The organism is Kitasatospora sp. NPDC057542 (assembly GCF_042801945.1).
In the GTDB taxonomy this organism is placed as follows: Bacteria; Actinomycetota; Actinomycetes; order Streptomycetales; family Streptomycetaceae; genus Kitasatospora.
Genome location: NZ_JBHVFE010000016.1, coordinates 12714 through 26303, shown reverse-complemented (window position 1 = coordinate 26303; position 13590 = coordinate 12714). Strand labels below are relative to the sequence as shown.

General features: G+C 70.0%; 12 protein-coding genes. 9 read left to right on the top strand and 3 right to left on the bottom strand.

The window, feature by feature from the left end:
- The first annotated feature begins 142 nt into the window (after positions 1-142).
- Entirely contained in the window at positions 143-2707 is a 2565-nt protein-coding gene (locus ACFU7Y_RS04335; RefSeq protein WP_380766426.1) for a collagenase, read from the top strand.
- 154 nt (positions 2708-2861) lie between these two features.
- Complete coding sequence (locus ACFU7Y_RS04330) at positions 2862-3296, top strand: hypothetical protein (RefSeq protein ID WP_380766424.1); 435 nt, start codon at positions 2862-2864, stop codon at positions 3294-3296.
- 272 nt (positions 3297-3568) lie between these two features.
- On the opposite strand, the gene ACFU7Y_RS04325 is transcribed toward ACFU7Y_RS04330, so the two are convergent.
- Together ACFU7Y_RS04325 and ACFU7Y_RS04320 are read right to left on the bottom strand one after the other, a co-directional pair.
- Complete coding sequence (locus ACFU7Y_RS04325; RefSeq protein WP_380766423.1) at positions 3569-4843, bottom strand: alpha/beta hydrolase family protein; 1275 nt, start codon at positions 4841-4843, stop codon at positions 3569-3571.
- 88 nt (positions 4844-4931) lie between these two features.
- Positions 4932-5621, bottom strand: a complete 690-nt coding sequence (locus ACFU7Y_RS04320) for a TetR/AcrR family transcriptional regulator C-terminal domain-containing protein (RefSeq protein ID WP_380766437.1) — start codon at positions 5619-5621, stop codon at positions 4932-4934.
- Positions 5622-5686: 65 nt separating this feature from the next.
- Between ACFU7Y_RS04320 and ACFU7Y_RS04315 the strand changes: the two genes are divergently transcribed.
- Positions 5687-6949, top strand: coding sequence for a beta-ketoacyl-[acyl-carrier-protein] synthase family protein (locus ACFU7Y_RS04315; RefSeq protein ID WP_380766435.1), 1263 nt, complete (start codon positions 5687-5689; stop codon positions 6947-6949).
- 303 nt (positions 6950-7252) lie between these two features.
- Here the strand turns inward: ACFU7Y_RS04315 and ACFU7Y_RS04310 are convergent, their stop codons facing one another.
- Entirely contained in the window at positions 7253-7750 is a 498-nt protein-coding gene (locus ACFU7Y_RS04310; RefSeq protein ID WP_224274846.1) for a phosphoribosyltransferase, read from the bottom strand.
- Positions 7751-8043: 293 nt separating this feature from the next.
- Here ACFU7Y_RS04310 and ACFU7Y_RS04305 point away from each other — a divergent pair, with 293 nt between their 5' ends.
- From ACFU7Y_RS04305 to ACFU7Y_RS04280, 6 genes are all read left to right on the top strand, one after another.
- On the top strand, positions 8044-8658 hold the full coding sequence (locus ACFU7Y_RS04305) for an ATP-binding protein (RefSeq protein WP_224274848.1): 615 nt from the start codon (positions 8044-8046) through the stop codon (positions 8656-8658).
- Positions 8607-8921, top strand: a complete 315-nt coding sequence (locus tag ACFU7Y_RS04300) for a type VII secretion target (protein WP_224274850.1) — start codon at positions 8607-8609, stop codon at positions 8919-8921. Before ACFU7Y_RS04305 ends, ACFU7Y_RS04300 begins: the two co-directional genes overlap by 52 nt.
- Positions 8918-10513, top strand: coding sequence for a hypothetical protein (locus tag ACFU7Y_RS04295; RefSeq protein ID WP_380766422.1), 1596 nt, complete (start codon positions 8918-8920; stop codon positions 10511-10513). The genes ACFU7Y_RS04300 and ACFU7Y_RS04295 overlap by 4 nt, the downstream gene beginning before the upstream one ends.
- Positions 10510-10899, top strand: coding sequence for a hypothetical protein (locus ACFU7Y_RS04290; protein WP_380766421.1), 390 nt, complete (start codon positions 10510-10512; stop codon positions 10897-10899). Before ACFU7Y_RS04295 ends, ACFU7Y_RS04290 begins: the two co-directional genes overlap by 4 nt.
- The gene (locus ACFU7Y_RS04285) at positions 10899-11393 is read left to right on the top strand and encodes a hypothetical protein (protein ID WP_380766420.1); all 495 of its coding nucleotides are present in this window, start codon (positions 10899-10901) and stop codon (positions 11391-11393) included. The genes ACFU7Y_RS04290 and ACFU7Y_RS04285 overlap by 1 nt, the downstream gene beginning before the upstream one ends.
- A 65-nt stretch (positions 11394-11458) precedes the next feature.
- A complete protein-coding gene (locus tag ACFU7Y_RS04280; protein ID WP_380766419.1) occupies positions 11459-13546 on the top strand; it encodes a transposase family protein in 2088 nt (695 codons plus the stop codon).
- Positions 13547-13590: the final 44 nt, after the last annotated feature.

The following is a 13590-nucleotide window of genomic DNA, read 5'->3' as shown; positions in this document are numbered from 1 at the left end:
GGGCGGTGAGGTGGCCGAAACTCGCGTGTCATATGACCTGTGACATTGTTCTGACCTCCAGTCGGTGACAGGATCCACGCCAAATCTCCTTCACTCAGCCCGACCCCATGTCGGGCTGCCCCCACTCGAAGAAGGACTCGGCGTGCTCCTGCGCACAAGACTCTCCACGCTCGCAGCCGGCGTCGTCGCCTGTTGCGCCACGGCCACCGCCGTGCTGCCGGCCCAGGCCTTCGCGGCACCCGCTGCCGTCACCGCCGCCCCGGCCGCGGCGCCCGCTGCGCCCACCGCCGCGAAGCCGGCCGGCCCGTCCGCCACCGGCACGACGGCGGGCTCCGAGGAACCCGCCGCGCCCGCGGTCCCGCTGCCCCCGGCGCTGATCGGCGAGCGCCTCATGGGCGGGCCGGCCGACACAGCCGCGACGGGCGCCCCTGCCCAGCCCAAGTCCCTTGCCGCGCGGGCCCCGTCCGGCGCGGACGCGGCCGCTGCCGCGCCGGGTTGCACCCCGGCCGACTTCGCCGGCCGCACCGGGACCGACCTGGTCGCGTTCATCAAGAGCTCGACCCCGGAGTGCATCCGGGGCCTGTACAGCAGCGGTGGCACCGACCCGAGCATCTTCCAGCAGTCCCGGATGCTGTCCGTCGCGGGCGCCTTCAAGGACCTGGCGGCCGGCTACACCGGCGACAACTCGACCGGCATCCTCCAGCTGGCGCTCTACCTGCAGGTGGGCTACTACATCCAGTTCTACTACCCCGACGCGGCCGGCCCGTACACCGGCGAGCTCACCACCGCCGTCAGGGCCGCCCTGGACACGTTCTTCGCCGGCACTCGCTGGCACGACGTCACCGAGAGCAACGGCATCGTGCTCAGGGACGTGGTGTGGCTCACCGACAGCGCCAACGTCCAGGCCGGCTACCTGGGCGTCTACAAGCGGATACTGGACGACTACGACAACTCCTACAACGCGGTCCCGAAGATGGTCGGCGCGGTCAACTCCGTTCTGCAGTTCCCGCTCTGGCGGGGCAACTCGAACCCGGACTTCGTCAAGGCGGTCGCCGCCGACCCGAGCCTCGCCCACTCCCTCGCCGACTTCGCGATCAACCACAAGGACCTGCTCAGCGGGCCCAACGCCGTCCTCGACACCAACGCGGGCAACGACCTGGCCCGGATGGCCGGGAGCGGCCCCGCCGTCGAAGCAGCGGTCAAGCCGCTGGTCAGGAAGGTGCTGGACTCCGCACCGCTGCTGACGCCCGCGGCGCCGCTGTACGTGCACACGGCCGTCCAGGCCGCGTACTACAACGGCGGCCAGTGCTCGTACTACGACATCTGCAACCTGCCCGCCAAGCTCACCTCGGTGGTCCTGCCGAACCAGCTGGTCTGCGACAACCGCACCCTCCAGGCCCAGGCGCTGTCGGCCGACGAACTGGCCACCGTCTGCGCCAGCCTGCGCAAGCAGGACGCGTTCTTCCACAACGTGGTCAAGGACAACGGGCCGATCCCGAACCAGTACGCCAAGAACGTCACCTTCGGGATCTTCGCCAACAAGACCGACTACACCACCTACTCGTGGGCGATCTTCGGCAACGACACCGACAACGGCGGCCAGACCGTCATGGACGCGTCCGACCCGAACGCGCGGGCCGCGACCGTGATGTACCAGAAGACCTGGAACAACAACGACCCCGCCCGGGTATGGAACCTCAACCACGAGTACACCCACTACCTCGACAGCATCCACGACCTGAAGGGCAGCTACCGCACCCAGATGTCCGTCCCCGACATCTGGTGGGTCGAAGGCCTCGCCGAGTACGTCTCGCACAGCTACCGCGGCGCCACCGACACCGACGCGATGACCCAGGCCGCCAAGCACACCTACAAGCTCAGCACCCTCTTCCAGAGCACCTCCGGCAACTCGGACTCGACCCGCGTCTACCCGTGGGGCTACCTGGCCGCCCGGTACATGCTGGAGAAGCACCCGGCCGACGTCCAGGCCATGCTGGCCCGGTTCCGCGTCGGTGACTACACCGGCGGCTACGCGGTCTACAACAACCTCGGCACCTCCTACGACGCCGACTTCGACGCCTGGCTCACCGCCTGCGCCGCCGGCGCCTGCTACGCCCCCGGCCCGACCGCCCTGTTCGACACCTCGGTGAACGGCGCGACCGTCAACGTGAACGACCGGTCCGTGCAGACCGGCCCCGGCCGGATCACCGCGTGGCACTGGACCTTCGGCGACGGCACCTCCTCGGACGAGCGCAACCCGAGCCACACCTACGCGGCGGCCGGCAGCTACACCGTGGCCCTGACCACCACCGACGACAGCGGCCGGATCGCCACCACCCCGGCCACCGTCACCGTGACCGCCGCCCCGGCCACCCTGCCGACCTGCACCGAGCAGCGCACCGACGCGATGGGCCGGAACTGCTCGCGCAGCGGCCGCGCCGCGACCGCCGGCAACCTGGACTACCTGTACGTCTACCTGCCGGCCGGAACCACCACCCTGAAGGTCACCACCTCCGGCGGCACCGGCACCGCGCACCTCTACTACAACCCGGGCACCTGGGCCTCGCCGAGCGCCTACACCGCCTCCTCCACCAACGCCGGTACCACCCAGTCCCTCACCGTCACCAACCCGACGGCCGGCTACCGCTACCTCAGCCTGTACGCCGTGACCGACTTCAGCGGCGTCACGGTCAGCACCGAGTTCTGATCCCCGACCCACCGGAGGACAGCACGGCACGCGCCCGGCCGGGGTTTCCCGGCCGGGCGTCGTGCGTGGGCGGCGCCGTCCGGCGGCCGCACGTCTGCGACACGTTTGTCGAGGTCATTTGTGTTCAGTACCTCAAGCTGCCAAGGTGTCCGCCATGAAGATCACGATCACCGTGGAGGATCCGACCCCCGAGGTGCTTGAGAAGCTGCTCGCCCTCGCCTCCACACCGGCCGCCGTCGTGACCGCGGTGCCCGACGACCGCTGGACCCCGGAGCGGGCCCGCTCGTACTACGACCGTCTGCCGCCCCGCGCGCAGCAGATCCTGCTCCAGGTCGTCGAGGGTCGAGGCGAGTGCGTTGCCGACGAGTTGAAGGCGAACGGCCGGAGCCTGCGGGGCTCCACCGGTGCCTTCCGGCGCGTGCTCTCCGAGGGCAAGCGGACCGGCCTGTGGCCGGACGCCCTGCCCGTGCCGCTGGTGTCCCACATCGTCGGCGGACAGCTCAAGAAGCTGGAGATGCCCGGCTGCGGAAGCGAGCAGTATCCGCTCACGGCCTTCGGGGAGGCGTTGCGCGATCTGCTGGCCCCGTGACCGTTGAACAGCCATCGGCCTTGCCGGCACGACCGCTGCTGCCGCTCCGGCCCTGAGCGCGGCCCTCGCCCGTGCGATCGCGGCGGTCGTAGCGGACGCGGTTCGAGCCACCGACGGACAGCATGCGCTTCGATAGGCGCACGCATGACATGTGACCTGCGGAATCGACTGGGCCGAGGACCATCACGACATCGCGGTGGTCGACGCTGACGCCCGCCTTCCGGGCAAGCTGCACCCCCGTCACGCGCGTCACTCACGGCTCCGGTTGCGCATCATCGCTCGTGGACCACCTCGGGGAAGCTCGGCGACGGGCCGTCCAGGAGATGGTCGTCGTGGCCGCGCAGCCAGCGGTCGAAGAACGACGCGACGTACGAGCGGGTGGCCGGCACCGCGCGGTCTGGGCGGACGTCGCCGACGGCCTCGGTCAGCTTCTCCCCGCTGATCGCGCCCTGGCGGGCGAGCTGGGGCAGCAGGGACTGCGCGTCGGTGTAGGAGCCGTGGCGGGAGCCGGTGAGGGTCACGTCGGCGTGCCAGCCGGTGCTGTGCTGCCACAGGGCGTTCCAGCCGGGCTGTTGGTGGTAGCTGCCGGAGTCGGGGTCCTGGGTGCCCATGAGCAGGAAGGGCCGGGTCAGGCCGTCCTCGGCGACGCTGGGCAGGAAGACGCCGGTCCTCCCGTCCGGGCCGGGGAAGTGCAGCTGGCCGTCGAGGTTGACGCCGGCCTTGAGGCGCGGATCGTCGTGCATGGCCTGGAGGGCCGTGGAGCCGCCCCCGGAGTGGCCGACCATGCCGATCCGGTCGAGGTCGAGGGAGGCGGCGAGGCCGGCCGGCAGCTGCTTGTCGTGTCGCAGCCCGGCGAGCTGGTCCAGGACGAAGCGGGTGTCGTCGACCCGGGTCTGCAGCATCTTGCGCAGGAGGGCGCCCATGTCGAGGCCGGGCTGGGCGAACAGCGCGGGGAGAACGGAGGTGGCGAGGTCCCCGTCGGGGAAGGCGACCTCGGAGGCGTCGTAGGTGTGGTCGACGGTGACGACGGTGTAGCCGCGCGAGGCGAGGTCCTCCACCAGGCCGGTGCCCCAGGTGCGCGGGTCGCCGAAGCCCGCCGAGTACAGCACGACGGGCCGCTTGCCGCCGGGGAGGGCGGGCGCGTCGGCGCGGGCGTGGGTGCGGATGCCTGCCCAGTCGGTGCGGCCGGGCTCGAAGACGTAGTCGCTCTGGCCGACGCTCCCGGCGCTGCCGAAGTGGTCGGCGGCAGCGGGGACCATGTACGGTGCGCGGTTGTTGCCGGTGGCGGGCCGGGTGGTCGGGTACCAGAAGCTGATCATCAGTTTGCGGTGCTGCCCGGGTTTCCAGGGGTCGTCCCGGCCGTCGTCCGTGAGCTGCAGGGACGTCGTGCCGACCGGGTACGGCCCGGTTGGCTGCGGCAGCCAGGCCCTGGCCTGCTGCTCGGTGTCCGGTTCCGGCGCCGCCACCGCGCCCGGTGCGCCGACCACGCCCAACGTCGCCGTCGCCGCCAGCAGCACCGCCGCCACGGTCCGTCCTCGCCTGTTCATCGCCGTTCCTCCTCGTTCGGTTCCGTCTTCGTTCCCAACAGGGGCGACGGTAGGGGCGAGAAGGGGCGGAAACCGTCATACCGGGGTGTCAAGTCCTCTGTGGTACCCCGGTATGACGGTGTCCGGCGCTACAGGTACAGGGGGCGCATGAGGCGTCCTCTTGGCCGGGATCGGGTTCGTCGTGGATGGTCAATGCTCCGGCGAGGTCGAGGTCGGCGACGGTGCCGTGCGCCCCGGCGCGGACGAGCAGCACGGCGCCGAGCGCGGTGCTCCAGAACGTCCTGGCCTCCACGTCGAGTGGTCGACGGGCCGTCCAGCCGCGGCTGTCGATGAGCTGGCTCACGAAGCGCTCGGATTGCCGGAACAGCAACTGGAGGTGCCGGTCGACCACGGGGGCGAGTTCGGGCTTGGAGATCCCGGCGGCGAGCGCTCGCGTGACTGACGGGAGCGAGGGCATGGCCAGTACGGCGCGAGCGATGTTGCGCCGGAATGTCGCCGCATCGGGGGCTTGGCGACCGATGCGCTCGATCCGTCGGGCGTCGTGCAGCAGGCCGAGGAAGGCGGCGTGCACGAGCAGTGAGTCCTTGGAGCCGAAGTGGTAGGTGACCTGATTGGGGAAGACGCCTGCCGCGTTCGCGATCTCCGCGACGCTCATCTCGGCGCCGGGCCGCTCCTTGCAGAGCCGTGCAGTTGCCTCGATCAGTCGGCGCCTCGTCGCGCGACCGCGGTCACGCGAACGGGCCGGCGTTGATCGGGCTTCGGTTCGCTTCTTCTCCACACCCAAATTGTATGTGATACAACAGGGCTGTTGGCTTGTATCGCATACAAGAAAGGTTGAGGGGCATGCACCGGACTGAAGTCGTCGTGACCGGACTCGGCGCGATCACACCTCTCGGGGCAGACGTGGCGTCCACCTGGGAGGCCCTGCTTGCCGGCGAGTCGGGCATCCGCGGGGGCGTCCTGCGCGGCCACGAGGACGTCGGCCTTCCCGACACCGTTGCTGGGGCGATGGCGATCGACCCAGCCGAGTTGCTGCTGCCGGTACAGGCCAGGCGGCTCGACCGCTCGCAGCAGGCGGCCTTCATCGCGGCGGCCGAAGCCTGGGCCGATGCCGGTGCCCCAGAGGTGGACCCGGACCGTCTCGCCTCGGCGATCGGCACGGGCATCGGCGGCATAGGGACGCTGCTGAAGGAGGACGACGTACTGGAAGCGGCCGGGACCCGGCGCGTCTCGCCACGCACGGTCCCGATGCTCATGCCCAATGCGGCGGCGGCGCTGATCAGCATCGAATACGGCGCACGGGCCGGGGTCTACACGCCCGTCTCGGCGTGCTCCTCCGGTGCCGAGGCGATCGCCCTGGGGGCCAGGCTGATCCGTGCCGGCGAGGCGGACGTGGTCATCGCGGGCGGGACCGAGGCCGCAACCACCCCGATCACCGTCGCCGGCTTCGCCCAGGCACAGGCACTGTCGAGGCACACCGCCGAACCCGCCTCGGCGTCACGGCCGTTCGCCGCGGACCGCAGCGGATTCGTCCTCAGCGAAGGCGCCGCTGTCATGGTGCTCGAAAGCGCCGAGCATGCCAGGGCCCGAGGCGCGCGCGTCCACGCGGTGCTCGCGGGCGCCGGCATCGCCGCCGACGCCCACCACATCACGGCGCCCGCTCCCGACGGTTCCGGTCAGATCTCCGCCATGCGGAAGGCCCTCGCGCAAGCCGGTTTGGCTCCCGAGCAGATCAGTCACATCAACGCCCACGCCACCGGAACTCCGGTCGGCGACGTCGCCGAGGCACGCGCGATCAGGGAGGTCTTCGGCCACGCCACCGTGACGGCCCCCAAGGCCGCGCTCGGTCACCTCTTCGGCGCCGCCGGCGCGATCGAAGCACTCATCGCCGTCCTCAGTGTGGAGCACGGCGTCATCCCGCCGACCCGCAACCTCACCGCCGCCGGCATCGGTCCCGACATCGATCTCGATGTCGTCGCAGAGCGACGAGACGTCCCCCAGGAGGCCGTGCTCAGCAACTCCTTCGGCTTCGGTGGGCAAAACGTCTCACTCATCGTCACCGGCTCACGGCACCACGCGTCCCGTACAGCCCCGACCACACCATGACCCACGCGAACGCACCGTCGTCCGTGCAGGGCCTCCGCCGATAGCCCGCGGCTCCCGCCCGGCGCTGGACCGGTTTCACGCCGTGGTCGGCCCATGGGGGCCGGCTTGTCCGGCGCCGCCGTTCGGCCTCCGGCCCGCATGACACCGGCCCCGCGGAAGGCGCGCGGTCCCCGAGACCCGGTCCGGACCGGACCGGACACGCCCCGACGAGACCGCGCTCCCACGGCCGATCAGGCGGTCGTCAAGGACAACTGGTCCGCGACGACCGCCCCGTCGTGCAGTCGTGGTCGCGTCCTCCTCCGATCAGGCGTCGAGCACCTGGCCGTCGCGCCTGACGACCGGTCCTTCCGTCGACCACGGGAACTCGATCCAGTCGTCGGTCCTCTTCCACACGTACTCGCACTTCACCAGGGAGTGCGACTTCTCGTAGATGACGGCGGACCGGACCTCGGCGACGTGGTCGAGGCAGAAGTCGTGCACGAGCCTCAGTGTCTTGCCCGTGTCGGCGACATCGTCGGCGATCAGGACCTTCTTGTCGGTGAAGTCGATCGCGGCGGGCACAGGCGCCAGCATGACGGGCATTTCGAGAGTGGTGCCCACGCCCGTGTAGAACTCGACATTCACCAGGTGGATGTTCTTGCAGTCCAGCGCATACGCCAGACCGCCCGCTACGAACACCCCGCCGCGGGCGATGCTCAGGACGAGGTCGGGCTCGTAGCCATCGTCGGCGATCGTCTGCGCGAGTTCGCGCACCGCCCGTCCGAAGGTCTGGTAATCCAGGGTCTCGCGCACATCAGTCACGGCGATCAGTGTCCTTGGCCGCCGGCCAGGCAGCGAGCACCGGCACGCTGAGGAACGCAAGTGTGGCGTTTCACACCTTGGCCGCACGCTCCGGGCCGGGGCCGTGCCCCCGTAGGCCCGTCTGCGGATCCGACGGGAGCGTGAAGGCTGCCTTGTAGTCGGGGGACAGACACGTTCAGAACCGTCGAACGGCGACACGCAAGAGTCGCAGTCATCGGTGGTGTCGCCGTGACCGGCCTACGGCCTCTCTTGCGGATCTTGTCGGATCGCGCCGGACGCCGGACCAGGGCTGGTTGCTGAAGTCGCCGAGCCGCATGCTGAACGCCCGTCACGGGGTGGTGGAGTTCACCGGCCGCGAGGCGGACTCGGCCGCGCTGGACCAGTGGCGCGACAGCCGTCCGCGGCTGGCAGCGCGCTGGTTGTACGGGCCGGGCGGACAGGGCAAGACCCGGCTCGCGGCCCGGTTCGCCGCCCGTTCCACCGAACGAGGCTGGGCGGTGGTCACGGCGACGCACGGGCCGGGTGGCGTCCTGCCGCCGCCGGGCAGTCAGGATCTGCGGTTGCACGGGAATTCGTGCAGCGAGAGCTGGACGTTGTGGCAGTTGGATCCGCTGCCCGCGACCTCACCCAGGGTTGGCGAGGTTCACTCCTTTCTCCCCTGTCCCGGGCAGTCGTTCCTCTCCGAGGTCATGCAGGAACTCGGCGCCTCCAGTCGCTTCGAGGCGGGCGTCCGCGCCGCCAAGCTCGGCCGGCTGGACTGCCCCCGCAACCGACACCCCTTCCGCAGCGTCTATGCTCGTCGACCGTGCTCGTTCGATCACGGCGAGCCATGGAGCTTCTTGGGGGAGAGCAGCCGATGTCCGAATCGGTGGGATACACCGTCCAGCCCGACGCGCTGGACCACGTGACCACGGGACTCAACAACGTCGCAACCGACCTGGCCTCGGCCAACCAGGCCTACACCGCGCAGAAGCCCTACCAGTCCGCCGACTTCGGCGAGTTCGGTGTGGACCAGGCGTGGGCGGGCTTCGACACCAACTGGAGCCAGGAACTGCACGTCACCCAGCGCGCCGTGGCGCAACTGGTTCAGAAGATGTCGGCCACCAGCGCCAACTACCGCGCCGCGGAAACAACGGCCGCCGCATCGCTGACCCCGGCGCAGACCCGATGAGCAAGGTCGCAGACCTGCAGAAGGCGCAGCAGGCCATCACGCACCCCGGTTCCGACTTCTTCGTCGGCCCCGCGCTGCTCAGCGCGATCGGCAAGGCCCTGGCCGTGGCCGGGCCGGCCGGGAACCCGGGCGTGATACGCGAGCGGGCCAAGGCGTACGCGGAAACCGCCAAGGCCTATGCCAAGGCGTCCACCGACCTCGGGGAGGCCGCCGACAACCGGCTGCCGAACGCCTGGACCGGCTCGGTCGCCGAGAACGCCGCCCAGTCCATCCGGGCGCTGGCGAACGAACTGGCCGTCTCCCAGAAGTCCTTGGAGCAGGCCGCCACCGAGCTGAACGCCTGGGCGGACAATCTGGAAGGGGCTCAGAGCACCGACGCTCAGGGCGTTACTGCCCTGGAGAACGTGCAGAAGTCACTCGCCCACGACGCCTTCGACGTCGGCAAGGCCATCGCCGCCATCGAACCCGCCAACACTGCTGTAGGAACCAGGATCTCGGCCGCCCAGCGGGCGGACAGCAGCGGTACCCGCGCCGCGAGCATGCTCAACCAGCTCGCCGCCAGGGCCCGCACCGAGCGCGCCGGACAGGGGCCGATCGATCCTCTCGCGGCACTGGTGCTGGCGAACGAGAAGGGCCCCGGGGGCAACGCGGACGGCGACTACATCCTGACGGACGGCCAGCTCGACCGCGCCAAGCAGTTCATGTCCGTGATGAACGGCACCGACCAGCTCGCCTTCCAGAAGCTCCTGTCCGGCGCCAAGTCACCGGAGGAGGCCGCCTACCTCTGGAAGGCCCTGGCGGCCGGCCACTCGGTGGCCGACGTCCAGAAGTTCGCCGCGCTGATCCACCCCCACGGCGACGACCCGCGCTGGCTGTCCGAGCACCTGGTTCCGGCGCTCGGTTCGGATCCCTTGCGGGAGGAGTCCACCACCCAGGCGACCGGGCTGACGTACAAGGGCACCGCGGTCCTCGACGGCTTCGACGTCTACAGCCAGGGCAGCGTCAACGACTGCGTCGCCGCCTCGACGGTGGTCGCGAGCCTCAAAATCGACCCGGTGACGATGCTCCAGCTCACCACGGGCAACATGACCGACGTCCCGGGGTCCGACTCGCCCGAGTACTTCAAGCAGCGCCTCCAGCAGCTCTTCATCGGCCAGTACCAGCAGGGCCAGCTGGCCGACGGCGGCCAGAAGGTCTACCCGGAGAACAACGGCGGGATCGGACCGAAGGGCAACACCTTCCTCGCCGACCAGAACCTCGGGAAGGCCACGGGTTCGACCTACGAGTACGTCAACCTGGACACCGACGACGACCGGCGCGCGGCCGTCACCCGGATCGAGAAGGCCCTGGACGAGGGCAAGCCGGTGCCGTTCTGCGCCTTCGACGAGGCCAGCGCGGCGGCCGGCAAGAACGGCAACTACCACCAGATGGTGATCGTGGCCCGGGACGGCGACCGGCTGCAGGTCTACAACCCGTGGGGCCAGTCGGTGTGGGTGACCGAGGACCAGTTCATCCACAACCACCTGAACGACGGTGGTCTCACCGGCACGGTGAACATCAACCGGCCCTACGGAGCGGAGCTGCCGAAATGACCGACATCCTCCCGGACACCGAACTGATGACCGGCTACGACGTCGAGGCCGCCCTCACCCGCGGCCTGCTGATCGACGGAGTCCCGCGCCGGGTGCTCTTCGGCGAGGCGGCGATCGCCGCCTCCTACCAGGCCGAGGCCCTGCACATCGGCCCCGACCCGCTGGGCGTCCTGGCCCAGTACGTCCGCGCCGCCGGCTTCGCCGGCGCGCTCGACCTGCCCGAGCCGGTGATCGGCCGGGAGCCGGGCGAGCTGGTCCGCGGCTGGCTGCGCGCGGCCGCGGCCGGCGGGGCGGACCTCGGGCGCGAGGTCCTGTTCGCCCGCTGGCTGGCCGAGGTCGCGCTCCTGATCACCATGCGGCGCCGAGTCCGGGAAGAGGGCAGCTGATGCGCCGAACCGTCATCACCAACGTGGCGGCGCTCCTGGTCGGCGCCCTGCTGCTCGTCTCCTACCTCGACGGCTGGTGGTCCGACTCCGGCCCGGCCGGCACCACGGTCGCCACCGCCATCCGACCGGAGGTGGAGGTGCCCCTCCCCGACAAGGCGTGGGACGCCACCTCCCCGTATCCGACCAGCACGGTGACCCTGACGGTCGGACAGCGGCTCGGTGTCAGAACGACCGGGGGGGCCCTGCAGAAGAGGTGGTACCTCTACTCGGCGGGCGACGACAGCGTGCTGCGGCCCGGCAAGGACTTCGTCATCAGCTCCTGCCCACCCCAGCCGGGCTGCACCTCCGAGTTCGACCTGACCTTCAGCGCCCTGGCGCCCGGAACCACCACACTGACGTGGTTGTTCGGCGAGGGGGGCTGCCGCGCCGGCGTACCGAAGTACGAGTGGGAAAGGTGCGACATCTCCAAGAGCATCCAGGTCACCGTCCACTGAGCACGAAGAGGGACCTCGATGGCCCGGCCGCCCCGCACATCACCTCGCTTGAGAGCATCACGGCCGTGACGTGGGAACTTGTCGCGGCGGGCGACGGTGTCGTGCTCCGGTGCGGGCCGGACGTCATCACCATGCCCTGCCCGCAGGACACGATCGGCTGCGACGCCGGGGGCGACCAGACCTTCATTCCGGGCCACCAGTCGGTCGTGGCCGGACAGAGCGCGCTGTCGGGCCGCACCCACGACCTCACTGCGGCCCGTGGACATCGCATCGTGAAGACCTGCGCAAGGCTCCGCATCCCGGCCCTGGCCGACCTGGCCCACACCGGCGCGGGCGGGACATTCGTCGTGCCGATCAGGCGAAAGCCCGGCAAGGAGCTCACCCCGGGACAGAGATCGCTGAACCGGGCCCACGCCCGGTTCCGATACCCCGTCGAACGCGGTGCAGCCACCCTCAAGCGTTGGCGGATCTACCGCCACGCTCGCTGCAGCCCGAACTGGCTGACGTCAACGGCCAAAGCTGCCCTCGGCGCTACGTGCCTGGGGCCCTGCGGGTTCTGCCGCGGCCGGGAGCTGTTGGAGGAGTTCGGCCTCGATCTGGCCGATCCGCCCGCGCCGCCGGTGGCGCGCTTCGTTCAGGACGAGGAGACCCGGCGGCCGGGCGAGAGCGAGCCTTATTGCCGCCGGCGCCGTCGTGATGTTCCTCAGGACATTCCCTGGACGATACTTCCCAGGGGTTTCTCCGTGCCGCACCGGCCACCGGTCACCGGTGCCTCCCGCCTGCTTCGACCGGAGAGGTTCCCAGGACGCGGGTCATCCGGACAGGGCGGCCCGCGGCCCATCGCCTCAGCCTGTTCAGATCGCCAGATATTGACCAATCTGGGACAATTTTCCCATAGGTCAAATAGCAGCATGGAGCCCTGGTGCCGGCAATGCGGTATCCGCACTCGCCGACGGCCGAACGGATTCGGGCAACGAGGATTCGCTGCGGCACAACCGAACCGCCGTCCGGTCGCACCCGGCCCATTCGCCTGCGCGATTCGGAGGTCTGAAATGGCTGTCACTGTTCCGTTTGTCGTGACGACCTTAGGCGCGGCGCCGGTCATCGGGGTGAGCGCCGCATGGGACATCAACGAACGCGGCGACGTGGTGGGCGAGGGTGACGAGACGGGGTTCGTGTGGCGTCCTGTCACCCCCAACGGCACGACGGGGGCCGTGACGCGCCTGAGTCCGCTCTCGACAGGTGGAGCCCCCACCTCGGCAGCCGCACTCGCGATCAACAGCTCAGGTGACGTCGTCGGCCGTTCCGAAGCACTGGACGCCTTCGGGAACCCTGTCGACAGGCGAGCCGTCCTCTGGCCGGCAGGTGGTTTTCCGGTGGACCTCGGCACCCTCGTCCCGACCGGTTCACCCACGTCGCCGGGGTTCCTTGGAAACAGTGAGGCACTGGATATCAACGACAATCGGGAGGTAGTCGGCCAGTCGGACACCGCCACTTCGGGGACCGCGCACGCTTTTCTCTCGCTGCCCGGACAGCCGATGGCCGACCTCGCGCTGACTCCGCTCGATATCCTGCCGCCGGGCGCGACGGACTTCAGTCAGGCCAGCGGCATCGCCAACGGCGGGGGGATCGTCGGCGAGGGCACCGCGCTGGATGTACAGGGCAACGTCGTCAGCCGGGCATTCTTCTCGTCGACCGCATCGCCTTTCACCAGAACGGCACTCGGGACGCTCCAGAACGGTTCGGGTGGATTCCTGGGGGACAGCAGGGCCGTTGCCGTCGAGAACGCATTCGGGCGAATCGCCGGAGATTCGGTCCCACCGGCCGGGGGGACGGAGACGACACCGGTGATGTTCAAGCTCGGCCCGTTCGGCATCGATCCGACCGGGCTCGCGCCGACGACCGGCAGCACGCGCGCATTCAGCGACGCCGGGGTGATCGTCGGGTTCGTGGGCGACTTCGGTGATCCCGGCCGTAGAGGCTTCGCCTTCGACACCTCGGATTCCACCCTCACCGACCTGAGCAGCAATCTGGCGACGCCGGGATTCACGATCCTTGAGGCGACAGGCGTCAACAACAGCGGCCAGATGTCCGCCATCGCGGCGGACGCCGCGGGAGTGTCCACGGCCGTGCTCCTCACACCCCAACCCTGATGACGGAAGCGAGCTCCCCCGTGCGCCGAGCGGCGGCGTACATT